General features: G+C 70.8%; 19 protein-coding genes. 12 read left to right on the top strand and 7 right to left on the bottom strand.

Annotation, left to right across the window (positions count from 1 at the left end):
• Positions 1–2 precede the first annotated feature (2 nt).
• The 7 genes from O7631_RS20465 (at position 3) to O7631_RS20435 (ending at position 7,371) form a co-directional block, all read left to right on the top strand.
• Positions 3–1,385, top strand: a complete 1,383-nt coding sequence (locus O7631_RS20465; RefSeq protein ID WP_278145703.1) for a HAMP domain-containing sensor histidine kinase — start codon at positions 3–5, stop codon at positions 1,383–1,385.
• On the top strand, positions 1,382–2,272 hold the full coding sequence (locus tag O7631_RS20460; RefSeq protein ID WP_278145702.1) for a Gmad2 immunoglobulin-like domain-containing protein: 891 nt from the start codon (positions 1,382–1,384) through the stop codon (positions 2,270–2,272). The genes O7631_RS20465 and O7631_RS20460 overlap by 4 nt, the downstream gene beginning before the upstream one ends.
• 381 nt (positions 2,273–2,653) lie before the next feature.
• Complete coding sequence (locus tag O7631_RS20455) at positions 2,654–2,836, top strand: hypothetical protein (protein ID WP_157742577.1); 183 nt, start codon at positions 2,654–2,656, stop codon at positions 2,834–2,836.
• On the top strand, positions 2,833–4,179 hold the full coding sequence (locus tag O7631_RS20450) for a glycosyltransferase (RefSeq protein WP_278145701.1): 1,347 nt from the start codon (positions 2,833–2,835) through the stop codon (positions 4,177–4,179). The genes O7631_RS20455 and O7631_RS20450 overlap by 4 nt, the downstream gene beginning before the upstream one ends.
• A gap of 151 nt (positions 4,180–4,330) precedes the next feature.
• Positions 4,331–4,942, top strand: coding sequence for a TetR/AcrR family transcriptional regulator (locus O7631_RS20445; protein WP_278145700.1), 612 nt, complete (start codon positions 4,331–4,333; stop codon positions 4,940–4,942).
• A gap of 34 nt (positions 4,943–4,976) precedes the next feature.
• Positions 4,977–6,470 carry an MFS transporter gene (locus O7631_RS20440; protein ID WP_278145699.1) on the top strand — a complete coding sequence of 498 codons (1,494 nt, stop codon included), beginning with the start codon at positions 4,977–4,979 and terminating at the stop codon, positions 6,468–6,470.
• Between the two features lie 109 nt (positions 6,471–6,579).
• The gene (locus tag O7631_RS20435; protein WP_278145698.1) at positions 6,580–7,371 is read left to right on the top strand and encodes a maleylpyruvate isomerase family mycothiol-dependent enzyme; all 792 of its coding nucleotides are present in this window, start codon (positions 6,580–6,582) and stop codon (positions 7,369–7,371) included.
• 40 nt (positions 7,372–7,411) lie between these two features.
• On the opposite strand, the gene O7631_RS20430 is transcribed toward O7631_RS20435, so the two are convergent.
• The 3 genes from O7631_RS20430 to O7631_RS20420 form a co-directional block, all read right to left on the bottom strand.
• Positions 7,412–8,611 carry an RtcB family protein gene (locus O7631_RS20430; RefSeq protein ID WP_278145697.1) on the bottom strand — a complete coding sequence of 400 codons (1,200 nt, stop codon included), beginning with the start codon at positions 8,609–8,611 and terminating at the stop codon, positions 7,412–7,414.
• A 488-nt stretch (positions 8,612–9,099) separates the two neighbouring features.
• On the bottom strand, positions 9,100–9,561 hold the full coding sequence (locus O7631_RS20425; RefSeq protein ID WP_278145696.1) for a hypothetical protein: 462 nt from the start codon (positions 9,559–9,561) through the stop codon (positions 9,100–9,102).
• A gap of 21 nt (positions 9,562–9,582) precedes the next feature.
• Entirely contained in the window at positions 9,583–10,854 is a 1,272-nt protein-coding gene (locus O7631_RS20420) for a ThuA domain-containing protein (RefSeq protein ID WP_278145695.1), read from the bottom strand.
• Between the two features lie 193 nt (positions 10,855–11,047).
• Here O7631_RS20420 and O7631_RS20415 point away from each other — a divergent pair, with 193 nt between their 5' ends.
• Positions 11,048–12,235: a spore photoproduct lyase family protein gene (locus tag O7631_RS20415; protein ID WP_278145694.1), complete on the top strand. Its 1,188-nt coding sequence runs from the start codon at positions 11,048–11,050 to the stop codon at positions 12,233–12,235.
• A 54-nt stretch (positions 12,236–12,289) separates the two neighbouring features.
• Here the strand turns inward: O7631_RS20415 and O7631_RS20410 are convergent, their stop codons facing one another.
• The 4 genes from O7631_RS20410 to O7631_RS20395 all read right to left on the bottom strand — a co-directional run bounded on the left by O7631_RS20410 (position 12,290) and on the right by O7631_RS20395 (position 16,156).
• A complete protein-coding gene (locus O7631_RS20410) occupies positions 12,290–13,762 on the bottom strand; it encodes an arabinofuranosidase catalytic domain-containing protein (protein ID WP_278145692.1) in 1,473 nt (490 codons plus the stop codon).
• A gap of 251 nt (positions 13,763–14,013) precedes the next feature.
• Positions 14,014–14,520 (bottom strand): DinB family protein, encoded by a 507-nt coding sequence (locus O7631_RS20405; RefSeq protein WP_278145691.1) that lies wholly within the window; start codon positions 14,518–14,520, stop codon positions 14,014–14,016.
• Positions 14,521–14,569: 49 nt separating this feature from the next.
• Complete coding sequence (locus O7631_RS20400) at positions 14,570–15,400, bottom strand: M15 family metallopeptidase (protein ID WP_278145690.1); 831 nt, start codon at positions 15,398–15,400, stop codon at positions 14,570–14,572.
• A 99-nt stretch (positions 15,401–15,499) separates the two neighbouring features.
• A complete protein-coding gene (locus O7631_RS20395) occupies positions 15,500–16,156 on the bottom strand; it encodes a TetR family transcriptional regulator (RefSeq protein WP_278145689.1) in 657 nt (218 codons plus the stop codon).
• A gap of 79 nt (positions 16,157–16,235) precedes the next feature.
• Here O7631_RS20395 and O7631_RS20390 point away from each other — a divergent pair, with 79 nt between their 5' ends.
• The 4 genes from O7631_RS20390 to O7631_RS20375 all read left to right on the top strand — a co-directional run bounded on the left by O7631_RS20390 (position 16,236) and on the right by O7631_RS20375 (position 19,424).
• Positions 16,236–16,718 carry a cupin domain-containing protein gene (locus O7631_RS20390; RefSeq protein ID WP_278145688.1) on the top strand — a complete coding sequence of 161 codons (483 nt, stop codon included), beginning with the start codon at positions 16,236–16,238 and terminating at the stop codon, positions 16,716–16,718.
• A 23-nt stretch (positions 16,719–16,741) separates the two neighbouring features.
• The gene (locus O7631_RS20385; RefSeq protein ID WP_278145687.1) at positions 16,742–17,281 is read left to right on the top strand and encodes a hypothetical protein; all 540 of its coding nucleotides are present in this window, start codon (positions 16,742–16,744) and stop codon (positions 17,279–17,281) included.
• Between the two features lie 152 nt (positions 17,282–17,433).
• On the top strand, positions 17,434–17,943 hold the full coding sequence (locus tag O7631_RS20380) for a DUF3558 family protein (protein WP_278145686.1): 510 nt from the start codon (positions 17,434–17,436) through the stop codon (positions 17,941–17,943).
• 8 nt (positions 17,944–17,951) lie between these two features.
• Complete coding sequence (locus O7631_RS20375; protein ID WP_278145685.1) at positions 17,952–19,424, top strand: hypothetical protein; 1,473 nt, start codon at positions 17,952–17,954, stop codon at positions 19,422–19,424.
• Positions 19,425–19,509 lie beyond the last annotated feature (85 nt).

Below are 19,509 nucleotides of genomic sequence, written 5' to 3'. Positions count from 1 at the left end.
CGATGGCCGGACGCGCGGTGCCCCCGGGCCGCCTGCGGCGCCGGCTGACCGTCGCGTTCATCCTGGTCGCCGGGGTCTCGGCCGGGCTGCTCGCCGGCGGGACCGGGCTGCTGCTGCGGCAGTCCTGGTGGGACGCGTCGCTGCGGGAGGCCGCCGCCGACGCCCGCTACCAACTCGTCCTGGCCGGGCAGTTCGTTCCACTGACCGACCAGCGCGGCGCCGATCTGCTCACCAGCTTCGAGGCCAGTGGCCGACACGTCGTGCTCGTCGACGGCCCGTCCCGCGCCTCGCACCCCGCGTACGCCCCGGCGCTGGGCACCGGGTTACGGGCCACGGTCGCGGCCGGGCAGCTCGGCTACCAGCGCTCCGCCCCGGCGGAGCGGCCCCGGCTGCTCGTGGTCGGTGGGCGCATCCCCGGCTCGACCGCCGAGTTGTACGTCCTCACCGTGGAGGACGACGTCGCCACCGACCTGGGTCAACTGCGTACCGCCCTGGTGGCGGGCTGGGTGCTCGTGGTGCTGCTCGCCGCCGGGGTCGGTCACGCGCTGGCGCGGCGGACGTTGGAGCCGGTGGGCCGGGCCAGCCGGGCTGCCCGAGCGCTCACCGAGGGCCTGCTCGCCACCCGCCTGCCGGTGCGCGGGCGCGACGAGTTCAGCGTCTGGGCGGCGACGTTCAACGAGATGGCCGAGGCACTGGAGTCGAAGATCGGGGCACTGTCGGCCGCGCAGGCCCGCGAGCGGCGGTTCACCGCCGACGTCGCGCACGAGCTGCGTACCCCGGTGACCTCGTTGGTGGCGGCGGCGTCGCTGCTGCGGGAACACCTCGACCAGTTGCCCGACGACGCCCGGCCGGCCGCGCGACTGCTGGTCGACGACGTGGTCCGGCTTCGCCGGCTGGTCGAGGACCTGATGGAGATCTCCCGACTGGACGCCGGTCGGGAGCATCTGGAAGTCGGGCCGGTCGACGCGTCGGCGCTGCTGCACGGGATCGTCGCCGCGCGCGGCTGGTCGGACCGGGTGCTGGTCGGCGGCGACGCCGTCACCCTGCGCACCGACCGGCGTCGGCTGGAGCGGGTGCTGGCCAACCTGGTCGCCAACGCGGTCGAGCACGGCGGCGGGGAGGTCCGGGCCACCGTCGTCCGGGCGGGCCCGCTGGTCGCCTTCGAGGTCTCCGACCAGGGGCCGGGCATCCCGGCGGAACATCTGCCCCTGGTGTTCGACCGTTTCCACCAGGTCGACAGGTCCCGCTCGGCGCCGGGCAGCGGGCTCGGGTTGGCCATCGCGCGGGAGCACGCCGCGCTGCTCGATGGGATGCTGACCGTCCGTAGTGGACCGGGCACCGGTGCCTGTTTCCGGCTGGAACTGCCGGCGGACGGTGCGGCATGAGCCCGCGCGGTGTCGCCGGGGCGACGCTCGTCGTCGCGCTGCTCGTGGGCGGATGTGGCAGCCCACGCTCCGGAACGCTCGGCCCGGCGCCCACGGCAGCGCCGCCCGGCACGGCCCCGGTGATCGTCACGCCGCCCAGCGCCTCCGCGCGCCCCGAGCCGACCCCGCGCACGGATCCGCCGAGGCCGTCCTCGACCAGCCCGTCGCCGCCGACGAGCGGTCCCGCCGGGGGCACCATCACAGTGGAGTTGTGGTTCGTCCGCGCCGGGCAGCTCGTACCGACCAGGCGGTCCCGGCCAGCGACCATGGCCACGTCCCGGCTGGCGCTGACCGAGCTGGCCCGGGGCCCGACGCCGGCCGAGGCCGCCGGCGGGCTGCGCACCCTCGTCCCGGCCGACGTCGAGGTCACCCGGATCACCGACGGCACGGCGGCCCTGCGCGCCCCGTCCGGCGACCCCGCGGAGCGGCGACTCCGCGAGGCCCAGGTGGTGTGGACACTCACCCAGTTCCCCACCGTGCGCCGGGTCCGCCTCGACGGGGCAGCCCCGGTCGGGCGGGCGGACTACGCGGACCTGCTGCCGCCCATAGTGGTCACCGGGCCGACCGCCGGCGAACGGGTCACCACGCCACTCGTCGTCACCGGGACCGCCGACGTGTTCGAGGCCACGGTGAGCGTCCGGGTGCTGGACTCCGCCGGCCGGGAGGTGGCCACCGGGTTCGGCACCGCCAGCTGCGGCAGCGGCTGCCGGGGCGGCTACCGGGTGCTGGTCGGCTGGCGCACGACCCGGGAGCAGAAGGGCACGATCGAGGTGTACGAGGTGTCCGCGCGCGACGGCTCACGGATCAACACGACGAGTGTGCCGGTGCTCCTCGCACCGGGCGGTTGACCGCCCCCACCGAGGCGGTGTTAACGCGATGCGTCATCCGTTTATCGACAACGACGTGCGGTCCTGACGTCTACCCGACAGCGCCCGGTTCTCGTGCCCACCGCCGGGACTGAGCCGACCGCGCGGCGAAACCGCAGGTCACACGAGGTTGCGCCGGTGGGAACGTCTCCGACACGCCGGTAGCGGTCGGGCGCGTCGGGCTGGGCCGGACGGCAGTTCACGTGACCTCCGAGATTGACCGGGACAGTTCTGTTTGCGAACGTGAGCGCGCAGTTGCACACAGTCACATTCGCTGTTCAGCGTCGTGATGACCGGACAGTTCTGCCGTCGTACCGGTCACCGCGACAGCCTTCGTCATCCCTCACAGAGCGGAGATCCATCATGTCCGGTGGCAGCCTTCCCCGTACCGGTATGGGCGTTGTCACGATCGGCGGCGCGGCCGGTATCGGCAGCTACGCCCTCCCCCTGCCGCTGACCATCGCCATCACCGGAGCGACCGCCGTCGTCGTCGGCTTCCTGATGATCCGGATGACGTTCCGCCGTAAGCAGTCGGTCGGCCAGTGACCGCGAGCGTCACGAGGGCTCGTGTCCTGTTCGCCGCGGCGGTCGTCCTGGCCGCCGCGGCGGCGTGGACCGCCCATCACGTCCTCGCCGTGATCGGCGCCCTCGACGGAGGCGGTCACCGCTTCACCTTCGCGTACGCCGCCATGTTCCTGTTGCTGATCTGGCAGCTCGGCACCTCCTACCTGGAGAAGCCCGCCGTGGTCACCGACCGGATGCAGGGGCACCTCGACGCTCTGCACGTGGTCGGCATCGTGCCGGCGTACAACGAGGATCCTGCCGCGCTGCGCGCCTGCCTCGAATCCATGATCTTCCAGACCCGCAGACCGAACACCATCTACGTGGTGGACGACGGGTCGAAGCTGACCGAGGGGTACCAGCCGATCAAGCGGTGGTTCCTCGACGTCGCTCCCGTGCACGGCATCATCGCCGCCTGGCACATCCAGCCCAACGCCGGGAAACGGCACGCCCAGGCCGCCGCGGTGCGGTCGACACCGGCAGCCGACGTCTACTGGACGGTGGACTCGGACACCATCTCGGACCCGAACGCCCTGGGGGAGTTGTTAAAGCCCTTCGCCGATCCGGCGGTGCAGTCCGTCGCGGGGGTGGTGATGGCGGCGAACGTCCGCAGCAGCTTCCTCACCCGGTTCACCGACCTGTGGCTGGTGACCGGGCAGCTCACCGACAGGTCGTCGTTGTCGGTGTTCGGGTGCGTGTGGGTCAACTCGGGCCCGATCGCCGCCTATCGGGCGGAGGTCGTTCGCGACAACCTCGGGGCGTACCTGACGGAGACGTTCTTCGGCCGGCGGGTACCCTTCTCCGACGACTCCCTGCTCACGCTCTTCGCGATGGTGCGGGGTCGTACCGTGCAGCAGCCGTCGGCGTTCGCGTTCTCCCTCATGCCGGAGAACGCCGGGCACTTCTGCCGGATGTTCCTCCGCTGGATGCGCGGCAGCTTCATCAGAACCTGGTGGCGGGTCCGGTACCTGTCGTTGCTCTCCATCGCGTGGTGGCTGCACCTGTTGCGCTGGGCGGCGACGGTGGTGGCGACCGTGCTGTTCGTGGCGGTGGCGATCCTGTCGCCGATCATCGACCCCGACCCGCGCGCGATTCCGTGGCTGGTGGCTGTGCCGTTGATCGTCGGGTATGGGCAGGCGCTCCGCTACATGACGGTCCGGCGCTCGGACCAGTCGACGGCCTACCAGTGGGGCACCTGGCTCCTCACGCCGGTCGCGGTGGTGTTCGCCCTGGTGGTGCTCCGGGCGATCCGCTGGTACGGCATCGCCACCTGCTGGCGCACCGGCTGGGGCACCCGCAAGAAGGTGGAAGTGGCGCTCAGTTCCTGACCGCCCGCCCGGCGCCCGGCGAAACGTGATCGTTTCGCCGGCCCGGTGCGACACAACTCACGAAAGCCTGCACGTTGGGGCGACCGCGAACTAGTGTCGGTACGACATCGTTTCGCGGGGGGGTCTTTCGGGGATGCTGGGTGGTCAGCAGGTGGGTACGAGCGCCGGGGTGCCGGCGGCTCGTGTTCCGCGGTGCACCGACACCGACCTGTTCGCCGTGGTCATCGCGCTGCTGCGCGAGGTCGGCTACGACCGGTTGACGATCGACGCCGTCGCCGCTCGTGCCCACGTCAGCAAGGCCACCATCTACCGCCGCTGGGACGGCAAGGCCGAACTGGTCGTCGCCGCCCTGCGCGACCGGCAGGTGGGTGTGCACAGCCCTCCCGACACCGGCTCGTTGCGCGGCGACCTGATCGAGTTGCTGCGGGCCACTGTCGCGATCTGCGCGGCCGACTGCGACCTCATGCAGGCGTTGACCTTCGCCATGCGGACCAACCCCGAGCTGGAACGTCTGGTGCGCCATCAGGTGCTGCCGGCCGGGCGGGTGGCCAGCACCGCCATCCTGGTCCGCGCCGCAGCCCGGGGGGAGATCCCGCCGGAGGCCGGCGAACGGGAGTTGTTCCACGATCTGGCGCCCGCGCTCACCATGTCCCGCATCGTCGCGCACGGCCTACCCGCCGACGACGCGTTCCTCACCCAGGTCGTCGACCAGGTGCTGATCCCGGTACTCCGCTACCAGCACGACCGCCCGTCCCAGGCCTGATTCACCGACATCTCGTAACACGGAAGGCTTCACCATGCCCGGAACCACCTCGACCGCCCCCGGCGCGCCCGGCGCCGGGACGTCGACAGGCGCGCCGCACCCGCGGCGTTGGATCGCGTTGGCGGTCATCGCGGTCTCGCAGCTGATGGTCGTCCTGGACGCCACCATCGTGAACATCGCGCTGCCGCAGGCCCAGGCCGATCTGGGGATCACCGACGCGAACCGGCAGTGGGTGATCACCGCGTACACGCTGGCCTTCGGCGGTCTGCTGCTGCTCGGCGGCCGGATCGCCGACTACTGGGGGCGCAAGCGCACCTTCCTGGTCGGTATGACCGGTTTCGCGCTCGCCTCCGCGCTGGGCGGCCTCGCCACCACTGGCGGCATGCTCTTCGCCGCCCGCGCACTGCAGGGCGCGTTCGGCGCGCTGCTCGCCCCGGCCGCGCTGGCACTGCTCACCGTCCTGTTCACCGAGGCCACCGAGCGGGCCAAGGCCTTCGCGGTGTACGGCGCGATCGCGGGCGGTGGGTCGGCGGTCGGTCTGCTGCTCGGCGGGGTGCTCACCGAGTACGCGGACTGGCGCTGGTGCCTGCTGGTCAACATCCCGGTCGCCGCGATCGCCATCGCCTTCGCGCTCCCGCTGGTGCCGGAGAGCCGGGCGCACGGCAACACCCGCTACGACGTGCCCGGTGCGATCGTGGTCACCGCCGGCCTGGTCGCCCTGGTCTACGGCTTCACCAAGGCCGCCGAGGACGGCTGGGACGCCACCGCGACGCTCGGTTTCATCGCCGCGGGTGTGGCGCTGCTCGCCGCCTTCGTGGTCATCGAGATGCGTTCCAGCCACCCGCTGCTGCCGCTGCGGATCATCCTCGACCGCAACCGGGGCGGGGCGTTCCTCACCTCGACGCTGATCGGCGCCGGCCTGTTCGGGGCGTTCCTCTTCCTGACCTTCTACTTCCAGGTGGTGCTGCAGTACAAGCCCCTCGAAGCCGGTCTGGCGTCGTTGCCGGTCACCGCGGGTGTGCTGATCGCCGCCGGTGGCGCGAGCCAGCTGATGCCGCGACTGGGTGCCAAGCCCCTGATGGTCGCCGGCTCGGCGCTCGCCGCCGTGGGCATGCTGGTGCTGACCCAGATCGACGTGAACACGTCGTTCCTCACCCACCTGCTGCCCGCCCAGGTCATCCTGGGCCTGGGGCTGGGCTTCACCTTCGTCCCGCTGTCCAGCCTGGCCCTGGTCGGGGTGCCGGAGCACGACGCCGGCGCGGCCAGCGCGACGCTCAACGCCACCCAGCAGATCGGTGGTTCGCTGGGCACCGCGCTGCTCAACACCCTCTACACCAGCGCTGTCGCCACCTACCTCGTCGGTCGGGCCCCGAGCCCGGTCAACCAGGTCGAGGCGCTGGTGCAGGGCTACAGCGTGGCGTTCGCCTGGGGCGCGGTGCTGATCGTGCTCGCCGGTCTGGCCACTGTGTTCCTGGTGAAGGTGCGCAAGGAGGACATCCCGACCGGCACCACTGTGCACATGGGCTGAGCTGACCGACACGGCCGCCGGCCGGTCCGCCCCGAGGTCGGGGCGGACCGGCCGGCGGCCGCTTCCGGTAACGTCCCGACCATCGTCGACAGTCCGTTTGAGGAGATCCATGTCCACCCCAGCTGACCAGATCATCACAGCTCTGCGCGCGGGCCACGAGGAGCTCGCCGCGCTCGTACGGGACCTCAAGGAAGACGACCTGCTCCGCCCGTCGGGGGCCAGCGAGTGGCAGGTTTCCCAGGTGCTGAGTCACCTGGGCAGCGGCGCCGAGATCAACCTGGCGGCGCTGGACGCCGCCCGCACCGGCACGCCCGGCCCGGACGGGGACTTCAACCGTGGCGTCTGGGCCCGCTGGGACGCGATGGCCCCGGCCGAGCACGCCGCCGGGTTCCTCGCCGCCAACGAGCGGCTGGTCGAGGCGTACGAGGCGCTGGACGCCGAGTCCCGCGCCTCGCTGCGGATCGACCTCGGCTTCCTGCCGGAGCCGGTCGACGTGGCCACCGCTGGCCGGTTCCGGCTCGTCGAGTTCGCGCTGCACCAGTGGGACGCCGAGGTGGCGTTCAACAGGTTCGCCGCGGTGACGCCGGGGGCGGTGGCGCTGCTGCTCGACCAGGTCGGCGGCATGCTGGCCTGGACCAGCCGGCCGCAGGAGTTGGCCGGCCGGGAGGCCACGCTACTGCTGCGCCTGCACGCGCCGGAGCGCACGGTCGGGCTGCGGCTGGGCGAGACGGTCGAGATCGTGGACGCGCCGGAGCAGCCCGACGGCGAGCTGGTCGCCCCGGCCGAGGCGTGGTTGCGGCTGGCGGTCGGCCGGCTCGGTCCCGCGTACACCCCGGACGGGGTGCGGGTGACCGGCCCGGTGACCCTGGACGACCTGCGCCGGGTCTTCGCCGGTTTCTGAGTGGTGGCGCGCGGGCCGGTGACCCGGCCCGCGCGACCCCTCAACCCTTCACACAGACCACCTGCTTGAGGTGGGCGACCACCTCGACCAGGTCCTCCTGCTGGGCCATCACCTCGGTGATGTCCTTGTACGCGCCGGGGATCTCGTCGACCACCCCGGCGTCCTTGCGGCACTCCACCCCGGCGGTCTGCGCGGCGAGGTCGTCGGTGCTGAACGTCCGCTTGGCCTGCGCCCGCGACATCCGCCGCCCGGCCCCGTGCGACGCCGAGCAGTACGCGTCCGGGTTCCCCCGCCCCCGCACGATGTACGACCCGGTGCCCATCGACCCGGGGATGATGCCCAGGTCACCCCGGCCGGCCCGGATCGCGCCCTTGCGGGTGACCAGCACCTCCACCCCGTCGTAGCTCTCCTCGGAGACGTAGTTGTGGTGGCAGGAGATCGGCTCGTCGTAGCCAACCTGCGGGAAGTGCTCCCGCACCACTTCGCAGAGCAGGGCCAGCATGACGGCCCGGTTGCGCCGCGCGTACTCCTGCGCCCACCACAGGTCCCGCCGGTACGCGTCCATCTCCGGCGTGCCGGCGAGGAACACCGCCAGGTCCCGGTCGGGAAGGTCGGCGTTGTGCGGCAGGCCCCGGGCCACCGCCATGTGCCGCTCGGCCAGTTCCTTGCCGATGTTGCGGGACCCGGAGTGCAGCATCAGCCAGACCCGACCCTCGTCGGCACCGCCCTGCTCCAGGCAGACCTCGATGAAGTGGTTGCCCCCACCGAGGGTGCCGAGCTGCCGCCGCGCCCGCGTCTCCAGCTGCGCCACCCGCCGGTCCAGGCCGGCGAACCGGCTCCAGAAGTCGTCCCAGCCGGCCTGCTCCAGGCCACGGACCCGACGCGTGTCGACCTGGTCCTGCCGCTGGGCGAAGCCCACCGGGATGGTGGCCTCGATCGCGGAACGCAGCCGGCCCAGGTCGTCCGGCAGGTCGCCGGCGGTCAGCGAGGTACGCACCGCCGACATCCCGCAGCCGATGTCGACGCCGACCGCGGCCGGCGAGACGGCCTGCCGCATGGCGATGACCGAGCCGACCGTGGCGCCCTTGCCGAAGTGCACGTCGGGCATGACGGCGACACCCTGCACCCAGGGCAGCGCGCCGATGTTGCGTAGCTGCTTGGCGGCCTGCGCCTCGATGGCGTACGGGTCGGTCCAGACCCGGACCGGAGCCCGGGTGCCGGCGAGAGGGGTGAATCCCATCGTGGGTTCCTTCTGTCGAATGGTGACCTGAATGGTCAGGCGCGGTGCGCGGATACGAAGAGGCCGCCCGATCCCGGTGGGATGGGCGGCCGGCGGACGCGTCAGCGTCGGCGTCAGGCGCGCCACCCCGGCCCGGTGCCCCGCAAGGGGTTACAGGCAGTGGTCGTGGGTGTGGTGAGCAGATAACCGTCGGCAGGAAGCGGACGCCGGGCGGCATCGGTGCGGACGCGTCGCGACACGGCGTACTCCCCTCGTGGTTGCTCTCGTGGTTGCTCTCGACCTTGCACCGAGGACAGTAGAAGGGCGGCGGCGCGTCCGCAATGGATATCCAGGTCGGCGCGGCACGGCGCGGCCTGTTCCGGCGACCCTGTCGCCCGCAGGTCCTGTCGAGCTGCCCCATTTATGGGGCAGCTCGACAGGAGCACAACACAGCGGGCCGAGGCCGATGGACCGACGGCAACGGGCCGACGGCTCAACGACAGGCCGGGTCAGGTGTCGTAGCAGCCGTCCCAGGGCGGGTCGAACCCGAGGTCGTCGGGGAGGAACTCGGCGTGGTCCGCGCCGTCGTACTCGTGGGACCAGTCGACCAGCCCGAAGACGTGCCCGTCGACCTCGACCTGGAACAGCGCGATGGCGATGTCGGCGAAGTGCCGGCCGGGCAGCGCGTCCAGCCACTCGTTGAGGCGGGCCTCGGCCCGGTCGATGGAGGCGTCCTCGGTCTCGCTGGTGCCGGCGAACCAGATGTCCGAGTCGGTGTGCGCGCCGTCGGCGTCGAACCGGTGCAGCACCGCGTACCAGCGCTTGTGGCGGTACCAGTCGTCTTCGGCTCCGGCACCGTCTTCGAGGGTGGCGGTGACGGAGCCGAAGAACTGACCCTTGTCGTAGTGGCCGATGGTGCTGGTGCGGTAGTCGGGCTCGTGCGCGATCGGCACCAGGTCGGGAATCGCCATGGCCGCGAGGCTACAGCGGAGTTATGACATGGCCACCAGGCGGAACGACTGCGCGGCGGTGCCGTTGCAGGTGTACTGGATGAGCTGGACACTGTCCGCCGTGGACGCTCCCGGCACGTCCAGGCACTTGCCGCTGCTGCGGTTGACCAGGCGGTAGTAGCCGTTGCCCTCGGACTCGGCCCGCCACTGCTGGTTGTTGCCGCCGCTGTAGCTCCAGAGCTGGATCGGCGCCGAGTCGGCCGTCGACCGGTCGGTCACGTCGAGCACCTGCGCGCTGTTGTTGCGGTTGTTGACCCGCAGGAAACCGCCGCTGGTCGGCGCGAACTGGTACTGCTGGGCGGCGCTGTTGTTGCAGGTGTACTGCTGGATGGCGGTGCCGTTCGCGCTGGCGGCGGCCCGGGCGTCCACGCACTTGCCGTTGCCCCGGTTGACCACCGTGTGCCAGGCGGTCGGCGAGATGCCGTCGGACGGCGGGGGCGTCGTCGGGGGCGTGCTGCTGACGCCGGCGAGCCAGTGCAGGCCGTCGATCAGCAGCTGGTTCTGCTGCGGGCTATCGAAGGTGGAGGACAGCCCGGTGTTGGTGTTGTAGTTCATCGCGTTGTGGCCGAAGTTCGCGTACAGCATCTTGTACTGCCGGTTGCTCCACACCAGCGGGTAGTAGCCGCCGTACCAGGACTGGTTGGGGTCGGTGCCGACCGGGAAGCTCGACGGGTCGACCGAGGCGAGGATGTCGATGTTGGGGTTCTGCCGCAGGTCGTTGCTCCAGGAGTACCACTCGCTGATCGACGACTGGAACGTCGCGGGCAGGTTCCGGCTGGCCGGGTGGGTGCGGTTGTCGGCCCGCATCGTGACCCGGGTCGGCCCCCAGGTGTTGGTCTGGAACGAGCCGGTGCCGAGGAAGGTGTTGTAGTACCAGCTCCAGCTCGACGGGTTGGTGGTGAACGCGCTGACGTGGAAGCCCAGCCATCCCCCGCCGTTCTGCACGTACTGCTGGAACGCGGCGCGTTGCGCGGCGGGCGGCGCGTCATCCAGGAACATGATGACCTTGTACTGGGCCAGGTTCGAGGTGTTCAGCAGGCTCCAGTTGTTGGTGGCCTCCCAGGAGAAGCCGTGCTGGGCGGCAGCCTGCGGGAACCAGGCCCGGGCGTCCTTGACGAAGTCGATGTGCGCGGCGTCCCAGGTGCCGTTGTAGAAGGCCAGGACCTTGAACGTCGGCGCGGCCTGCGCGCTTCGCGACGCGCTGAGCGCGACACCGGCCGTCATCGCGACGACCAGGGCGACGAACAACGACAAGAGTCTTCTGGTACGGGTGGAGAGGTCTGCGATCACCTGATCGTCCCTTCGGTGGGGACGCGCGCCGCCGCGTCGAGGTACATCTGTTCACATTGTTTACAGATAGACGAAAGGTTATTCCTCTGACCTGATCACGTCAATCACCGATCCCCCGAACGGGTGGGATTCCTTCGGCAGCGGGTACCCCGGGCCGGTGACCAGCCCGGACGCGGTCGACGTCGACCAGCCACTCGCCGTGGACGTACCCGCCGCGCCGCACGACGCCAGCGGCGAGCGGGTGTCGACCCGCGACCTGACCGGCCTCGCGCCGCCGGCCCGGCCCGCGCGCCGCTGGACCCCGGGCCGGGTGGTGGCCACCCCCGCCGCGCTGGAACACCCCCACGGGCAACGGATCGTCGAACGGGTGCGGGCCCTGGGCATCGAGGTGGAACACCTCAAATCCAACCGGCTCACCGCGGTACGCGGAGCCACCGACCGGGAGACGTACGCGCGGGCCAAGGCGACCATGGCGATCGTGGTGAGCCCACCCTCGCGGCGCACCCTGCAACCGATCGCGCCCAGCGCCGACTGGCGTGTCGACCTGGCCGAGGGCTGCCCCGCACACTGCCAGTACTGCTACCTGGCGGGTTCCCTGTCCGGCCCACCCGTCACCCGGGTGTACGCGGACCTCGACGACATCCTGGCCGGGCTGGCCCCGTACGCCGGGCGGGGGACGGTGACCAGCCGCGACGCGCGGCGCGCCGACGAGGGCACCACCTTCGAGGCGTCGTGCTACACCGACCCACTCGCGTTGGAGCACCTGACCGGCAGTTGGCGGCGGGCGGTGGGGCACTTCGCCGACTGGGACGCGCCGGTGCAGTTGCGCTGGACCACCAAGTACGCCGACGTGGACACCTTCGTCGGGCTGCCGCACGCCGGCCGCACCCGGGTCCGGTTCAGCGTCAACTGCGCCCCGGTAGGCGAACGGTTCGAGGGTGGCACCGCCCGGGTGCCGGACCGCCTGGCCGCGCTGCGCCGACTCGCGCTCGACGGCTACCCGGTGGGGCTGACCATCGCGCCGATCATCGCGCTGCCCGACTGGCGGGAGGCCTACGGCGGGCTGATCGACCAGGTCCGCGCGGCGGTCGACGGGGTGCCGGAGCTGGACCTGACCGCCGAGCTGATCACCCACCGGTTCACCCCCGGCAGCAAGGAGGTGCTGCTCGGTTGGTACCCGCGTACCCGGCTGGAGATGAACGAGGAGGCTCGCAGCCGCAAGCGCGGCAAGTTCGGCGCGGTGAAGTACGTCTACCCGCGCGACACGATGGCCGAGCTGCGTGACTGGTTCACCGCGGAACTGACCGCCCGGGTCCCCGCCTGCCGGATCCTCTACTGGACCTGAGCCGCCCTCACCTCGATCGGGAAGGGCGGCCCGGCCCCGGGTGTCGTCGAGTGGTCAGCTACGGGTGGACCACTGCTGGTTCGGTTGTCCGTTGCAGGACCACAGGATGAGTTTGGTGCCGTTGGCGGTGGCGGCGCCGTTGGCGTCGAGGCAGAGTCCGGACTCGACGCCGGTGATGGTGCCGTTGGTGTTGAGGTTCCACTGTTGGTTGGTGCCGCCGTGGCAGTCCCAGATGATCACCTGAGTGCCGTTGGTGGTGCCCTGGCCGTTGGCGTCGAGGCACTTGTTGCCGTACACCTGGATCTGCTTGCCGGCCGTGTAGGTCCAGCGTTGCGCGGTGCTGTTGCTGATGCAGTCCCACAGTTGCACCTGGGTGCCGTTGGTGGTGGTGCCGTTCGGCACGTCGACGCAGCGTCCAGACTGGGCGCCGACGACCTGGACGTTCTGCTGGGGGTTGCCACCTCCGGCCGGGGCGTACCCGGCGGCGTTGATGTTGGCCTGGACGGCGTTCTCGGTAGCCGCCGACGGGTAGCCGGAGGTCAGCACGCCCTCGAAGAAGGTGCCGCGGCCGGTGATGCTGTTGTCGCCACCGATGCCGAGCAGGATGGCGCCCTCCTTTTTCATCGGGTGGTAGCCGTTGGGGCGCGGCCCGTCGAAGTAGGTGGTGAGGCTGCCCGACTGCGCGTTGCCACCGCGGATCGCCCAGTGGTTCGGCTCGCCCTTGACCATGGCCGTGACGAAGCGGTGGTTGATCGAGGCGATGTTGTTGTATCCCGCGTTCACCCCGGAGAACAGCCCCCACTCCAGGTCCGCCATGATCCACGGACCGGCCCCCGCGCCGTAGCCCCACTGCTTGTTGGCACCGAAGTAGACGGTTTCCATGATCGCGCGCTCGTCGGCGAGGTTGTTGGTCTGCGCGTTGCCGTAGTCGAAGCAGCACCACTGGTTGTAGTGGGTGCCGTCGACGACCGCGTAGATGCCCTCGGGCTGGTCGCCGGTGGCGACGCCGTTGGTGTTGTTGTTGCGGTAGCCGGTGCCGGGGGCGATGTAGACGCCGTACGCCTTCTGACCACCGACGGTGACCGGCGCGGCCTTCGCGTCGGCGAGGTTGTCCCACCCGCCGGGGGCGGGGCCGGCGAAGCCACCGGGCGGTGCCTGGGTGAGGCGGTTGTTGCGGCCGGACTGGTCGTAGATGACGGTGATGACGCAGGAGGTGTTGGCGCAGAACGAGTCCTGGGTGGCGGCGTTGGCGTAGCCTCCGGCGCTCAGCACGCCGACGTCGCGGGTGGTGCTGTCCGACGATCGTCGGACCTGGTAGAGCGGCCCATTGTACGTGCCGTACAGCGCCCGGGTGGTGCTGTGCGCGGCCACGCACGGCGTACCACCCGAGGCGTAGATGTCGCACGGGCCGGTGGTGGCGGCGCGGGCCGGCGGCGGGTCGGAGACCACGTAGCCACCGGCGACGACGGCGACGAGTAACGGGATTCCTGCGGCGGCCAGGAAACGGCTGAGTCTTGTTCTCTTCACGTTCGTCGAATCCTTTCGAACGGGTGATGGGCGTGGCGCGTGCCGGTGGCGGCAGTACTGGCCCATCAGAACGCCGAGCGAGAAGGTCATGTGGCTGCGATATCCGGGCCAGCCCCGGAGCGAGCACCGTCGATGATCCAGTAGGGCTGGGCGAATCGATTCGACGGCACCCACAGTGGATAGACATCATACGTCTATCGTTATGAATCGAGAAGTGTCACTGTTGAGGCCTGGTGGACGGCCTCGACTTACTACACGCCCACGGCGCCGTCGATGCCCTCCCGGAGGAAGTCCGCGTGGCCGTTGTGCCGGGCGTACTCGTGGATCAGGTGCAGCATCACCAGCCGCAGCGACACCGTCTCGCCGGAGCGGGCGTTGTGGCCGGTCACGTCCAGCGATGGTGCGGCCCGCTCGATCCGACGAGCATGCTCGACCTCACGCTCCCAGGCGGCGAACGCCTCCGCCCTGGTGGCCGAGCTGGCGTCGTACGCCTGCTGGAAGTCGCCGACCTCCGACCAGACCAACGGAACGTCCTCGCCGTCGATGACCCGCCGGAACCAGGCACGTTCCACCTCCGCCATGTGCCGCACCAGGGCGAGCAGGGAGAGCGTGGAGGGCGGCATGGACCGCCGGCGCAGTTCCTCGTCGGACAGGCCCTCGCACTTGATCGCCAGCGTCGCGCGGTGGAAGTCGAGGAACGCGCGCAGCGTCTCCCGCTCGTCGCCGGTGACCGGTGGGCCGATTCGTTCGATGGTCATTGCGACGATCATGCCGGACGCCCCGGCAGCGGCGCTGCCGGGTCGGGCTTCAGCCGACCGACGAACGGGCGACCGGCGCGGCGAAGAACCTGTCCGGGTACGGCTCGTCGCGCAGGCTGTAGTGCCACCACTCGCGGTCGTAGTTGACGAACCCGGCGTCGGCCATCAGCCGTTGCAACAACCGCCGGTTGTCCCGGGGCGCGCCGGTGACGCGTGCGTCGGCGGTGTGTGCTCGGGAGTCGAAACAGTCGAAGCCCGTACCCATGTCGATGCTGTTGTCGGCGAAACGCTGCCCGCGGGGCGCGGTGCAGGCGACCAGCGGCTGCCCGACCCGGTACGGAGGCTGACTGGCGGGTGGCTCGTCGACGAGGGTCAGATCCATGGTGCTGCCCCGGCTGTGCGCGGTGGGCGCCCCGATGTAGCCGTCGGCGAAGAGCCGGTTCTTGGCCACGTCCGGGTAGAACTCGGCCTTGGTCTGCTGCTCGTCGGGGCGCTTCGCCCAGGCCACGAAGTCGTCCACCGCCGGCTGCGGGCGGTAGCAGTCGTACACCTTGAGGCTGTGCCCGCCGGCCAGCGCGGCGTCCTGCACACGCCGCAGCGCCTCCGCGGCCTCCCGGGTGAGCAGGCACAGCGGCTCCCGGTAGCCGGCGATCGGGCGACCCACGAAGTTGTGCGGGGTCGCGTACCGGATGTCGGTGTGGATGCGCGGGTCGACATCGGCCAGTACGACGAAGCCCGGCAGCTGCACGCCGGGGCTCGGCGCGGGAGTGGGGCTCACCGGGGTCGGCTGCGGCGCGGCCGGCGTGGGGCGGGGCTCGGGCCCTGAGCAGCCGCCGAGCAGCGCGACGAGCGCGAGCACGACGCCGATGCGGTAACGCACCAGTCCTGTCTATCAGCCCCGGCCGGACCTCGCGCCGGATCAGCCGTCGGCCGGTGATGGCCGGCCGAGCGGACGGCGGCACATTCCGACGCTGGGGGGTCAGCGGACCAACAGCGCGTCCTTCATGCGTTCGGACAGCCAGTCTCTGAAGGATGCCTCGGTCCAGCCGCAACGCAGCACCAACGCGTCGTAGTGCGCCGGGTCGTTGAAGATCCACAGAGAGTCGACCGCCCGCTCGACGTCAGAGCCTTGGCGCAACGAGCCGAGCGAAAGAACCCGTTCAACGACCATCCGGGCGCCCGCGCGACGGTTGCGCAGCAGCGTCTCCCACACGTCGGCGACCTCGGACGCTTCGTCTGCGGCCCGCCGCACGGTCTCGAAGATCCGCGCCGCGCGCCTGCCGATCAGGGTGCACACATCGGCGTAGGCGTGGAGGACGCCGGCCTGCGTGTCGGCCTCGAAGACAGGCCGGAACCAGGGCCGTTGCGCTACCGGCACCGGCTCGTCATCGCCGGCAAGCGCCTCGTCGAGGACCTGCCGTAGCAGCGCCGGCTTCGACCCGAATGCGGCGAACACGGTCGGGCGCGCGACGCCCGCAGCGGCGGCCACATCAGCCAGCGAGGCGCCGGCGTAACCACGTGCCACGAACAGCTCGGCGGCCGCGCCGACCACCGCCCGCCGGGTACGCCGCGCACTCTCCTCGCGCACCGCGGACCGGTAACGCCGAGTCGACTTTCCGTCCTTGACACCGTCCATGACTTCGCCATACTAGCAACATATTCGCTAGACGCTGGACAGTGAATAGACATCATCCATCAGATGGAGAGGCGACGCGATGACCGCCCGTCCGTACGTGCGCCGCGCCGGCGAGGGAGAAGCCCACTGGTTCGTCGGCAGCCTGATGACCATCAAGGCGACCGGCCAGCAGACCCGTGGTTGTCTCACCGTCGTCGAGTTCATCAATCCGCCCGGCTTCGCCGCACCTCTGCATCGGCACCAGCACGAGGACGAACTGTTCTACCTGCTGTCCGGCACCGCCGAGTTCCACTGCGACGGCGAAGCCTTCACCGCCGGGCCCGGCGATCTCGTCCTACTGCCCGTCGGACTGCCCCACACCTTTCTCGTCCGGCCCGACGAGCCGCTGCACGCCCTACAGATCACCACCCCGGCCGGGTTCGAACGGTTCGCCGCCGAGGCCGGCGCCCCCGCGCTCGACCGGCGTCTGCCCGACCAGGCACCGATCGACCCCGTTGCCCTCGGCCACGCCGCCGCTCGGCACGGCATCGAACTGCTCGGACCACCCCCGAACACTCAGTGAATCGACAGCAAAGGAGCCAGCACATGACGGACGGAAAGGTTCGATGCCGGGGTCGGCGGTGGGCGTTCGCAGCCGCCGCGGTCGCGCTCAGCAGCCTGCCGGCCTGCGGTTCGACACCGGCGGACCAGCCGACCGCGGTGAACGGTGACCCATCCCGCTCGATCGCTGCGGCAGGCACCGGAGCACAGTCGATCGACGCTTGCGCCCTACTGACCGTCGGCGAGGTCACGCAGGTGATCGGAACCATGGGTGACAGTGGCCCGCGGGCCGGCGACTCCGGCGACGGTGGCAGCTCCTGCGGCTGGGAGAACCCGGAGACCTACCACTCGATCACCATCAGCATCGGCAGCGCCGGCACCGCCGTCGGCGGAACCCTGCCGGCGGAATCCCCCTACGGAAAGACCGAACCCGGCTCCGATGGCATCCGCTTCGCGGCGGGCGGCATCGCCGAGTTCGCTCTGCGGGACCGCGCCTGCGAGGTTCAGGTCGTCACCAAGGTCACCGACAACAGCGACCGGTCCACCGCGGTTCGACTGATCGGCCTGGTACGCGACCGCGCCTGAGATCCGGTTCAGGAAGTCCGATAGGCAGTGTCGAGGACGAGCCGGCCACGGAGACCACGGCTTCCACCGATCAGAAAGGGACATCGATGCGACGACTACCCGGCTACGACCCGGCCCCGTATGTCAGGAACACCGGAACGAGGCGGGCGTCGGTGATCTCCGTGACGGTCATGATCCTCGCGCTGACCGGATGCGGCACGGCCGACCCACCTGCGCCGCCGTCCGCCGTCGAGCAGCCGTCCGTCGACGCACCGCCCAGCCCTGACGACCGCAGTGACGTCGCCGCGACCCCGGCACGGGCGGCCGACCCGTGCGCGTTGGTGCCGAAGGCCGACGCCGAACGCCTGGCCGGGACCCCCCTGCAGGATCCGGTGGCGGCCCGGGAGTCCTGCACCTACACCGGCCCGATCAGCGGACCCACCGCCCAGGTCGAGGTCTACGTCGGCGCCGGGGCCAAGAAGATCCTCGACATCGACCGCGAACTCGGCCACGACCTGAAGGCCATCGCCGGTGTCGGTGCCGAGGCGCATCTCGAGGACGGCGCCGTATTCGTCGACGCCGGCGGCACCTGGGTCGCCATCCGGCTGGTCAGCCTGGCCGATCCGGCCGCGTCCCGGCGGGCGTTGGAGGACCTGGCTCGGGACGTGGTGACCCGGCTATGACTCGCCCAATGCGGCGAACCCGTCGGGTCGTCGCCGCCACCACCGTCCTGCCCGTCCTGCTCGGTCTGACGGCGTGCTTCGGCACGAAGCCCACCACGCCGGGCGGCGACGGCGACGATCTGCGCTACGGGGCCGCGCCCGCCCCGCACCCGGACGTGACCCTCCACCGGGACGTGGTCATCGTGTCCGGCGGCAGCCGCGCGGTGCGGTCGGTCACCGACGGGGGCCTGACCTGGCGGCTCGACCCCGACGCCGGCAACGCAGACCTGCTGGCCCCGGGCAAGGTCATGTTCGTCACCGGACGCGGGGTCGGGCGGGTGATCGACGCCCGGCGTGACGGCCGGGACCTCGCCGTCACCATCGGCCCCGTAGGGATCACCGACGTCATCCAGGATGGCGAATTCACATCTGAACAGCCCATCTCCCTGGCCGACGCAGCCGCCTACCAGTTCGACGACACATTCTGGGTCCACCCGAGCAGCGAAGCACCGCGATCCGAACCGGCGGCAACCGCGACCGTGGGTCGCGCCCCGAACGTGACCGGCAACGCGCTGACGCTGGCCGGCACCCGGCCGGTCACCGCCACCGCGCCGCTCACCACAGGCGCGGCCCGGCCAAACGAGCTGGAGGCTGAGGGTCTCTGCTGCGCCGACGGTGTCGGCGCCCGTTTCTCCTACCGGGACAGTGGGCTCTACCTCTCGGGCAGCATCGCCTTCGTGATGGAACAGCCCTCGGCGAAGTTCCACCTGGTGATCGACGGTTCGACGGTCACCGTGGCCGAGTTGCGGATCCACGGCGCCGCCGGAGTCCGGGTCCAGGTTGAGGCCACCACCACAACCGGCCAGAACGTCCATCCCGTCGCGTTCGTCCCGGTCACCTTCAGCGTTCCGCTGGAATCCATTCTGGGCATCCCGCTCTCCGCGACCGTTCGGCAGTCGATCGGCATCCGCACCGGCTTCAGCGCCGGGCACACGACGATCAGGGCCAGCGGTGAGTACTCGCTCGGCGGCACCATGGGCTTCGGCTACGCCGACGGCAGGTTCGGCCCCCGTTGGCCTGGCGGCCTGCAGGTGAAGCGCAGCCTCGTCGACTCCGTCGAGGGCACGTCGGTGGGGGCGAACTCCCTGCTCATCGACTACGACGTGAAGTTCTTCGTCGGCCTCGGCGCGGTCGTGTTCAGCGCCGGACTATACGCAGGGCTCACCACCACGGTGGGGATCACCCGAGGATCCAGCATCGGATTCGGTGGCCTGCAGGGCCTCGCCAACCGCGAGGGGTGCAATCGCGCCGACCTCACGGTGAACGCGCGGTACGGCATCGGCTACACCATCCCGGCCCTGGTCGCCAAAGTGATCAACTTCTTCCTGAGAGTGTTCAACGCCAAACCCATCGCCGCCGAGGGCGGCATCCCCGACCCGCCGCCGGTCGTCAACCTGGTCAACAAGCACTGGGTCACGAACCGACCGGTGTGTCAGCACTGAGATCGCCCAAGCGCCCTTCCCGGCATTGGAAAGCCGAGCAGCCCGGCGCCGGCACGGCCCGCAGGCCGGAAGATACCGAAAGATG

Source organism: Micromonospora sp. WMMD967 (genome assembly GCF_029626165.1).
Lineage (GTDB): Bacteria > Actinomycetota > Actinomycetes > Mycobacteriales > Micromonosporaceae > Micromonospora > Micromonospora taraxaci.
This window is presented reverse-complemented; position numbering and strand designations above follow the sequence as displayed.

Coding starts and splice junctions, on each gene's coding strand:
- O7631_RS20460 (WP_278145702.1), top strand. CDS start 1,382: ATGAGCCCGCGCGGTGTCGCCGGGGCGACGCTCGTCGTCGCGCTGCTC.
- O7631_RS20425 (WP_278145696.1), bottom strand. CDS start 9,561: ATGGCGATTCCCGACCTGGTGCCGATCGCGCACGAGCCCGACTACCGC.
- O7631_RS20405 (WP_278145691.1), bottom strand. CDS start 14,520: ATGACCATCGAACGAATCGGCCCACCGGTCACCGGCGACGAGCGGGAG.
- O7631_RS20440 (WP_278145699.1), top strand. CDS start 4,977: ATGCCCGGAACCACCTCGACCGCCCCCGGCGCGCCCGGCGCCGGGACG.
- O7631_RS20395 (WP_278145689.1), bottom strand. CDS start 16,156: ATGGACGGTGTCAAGGACGGAAAGTCGACTCGGCGTTACCGGTCCGCG.
- O7631_RS20465 (WP_278145703.1), top strand. CDS start 3: ATGGCCGGACGCGCGGTGCCCCCGGGCCGCCTGCGGCGCCGGCTGACC.
- O7631_RS20375 (WP_278145685.1), top strand. CDS start 17,952: ATGCGGCGAACCCGTCGGGTCGTCGCCGCCACCACCGTCCTGCCCGTC.
- O7631_RS20430 (WP_278145697.1), bottom strand. CDS start 8,611: ATGGGATTCACCCCTCTCGCCGGCACCCGGGCTCCGGTCCGGGTCTGG.
- O7631_RS20390 (WP_278145688.1), top strand. CDS start 16,236: ATGACCGCCCGTCCGTACGTGCGCCGCGCCGGCGAGGGAGAAGCCCAC.
- O7631_RS20455 (WP_157742577.1), top strand. CDS start 2,654: ATGTCCGGTGGCAGCCTTCCCCGTACCGGTATGGGCGTTGTCACGATC.
- O7631_RS20435 (WP_278145698.1), top strand. CDS start 6,580: ATGTCCACCCCAGCTGACCAGATCATCACAGCTCTGCGCGCGGGCCAC.
- O7631_RS20385 (WP_278145687.1), top strand. CDS start 16,742: ATGACGGACGGAAAGGTTCGATGCCGGGGTCGGCGGTGGGCGTTCGCA.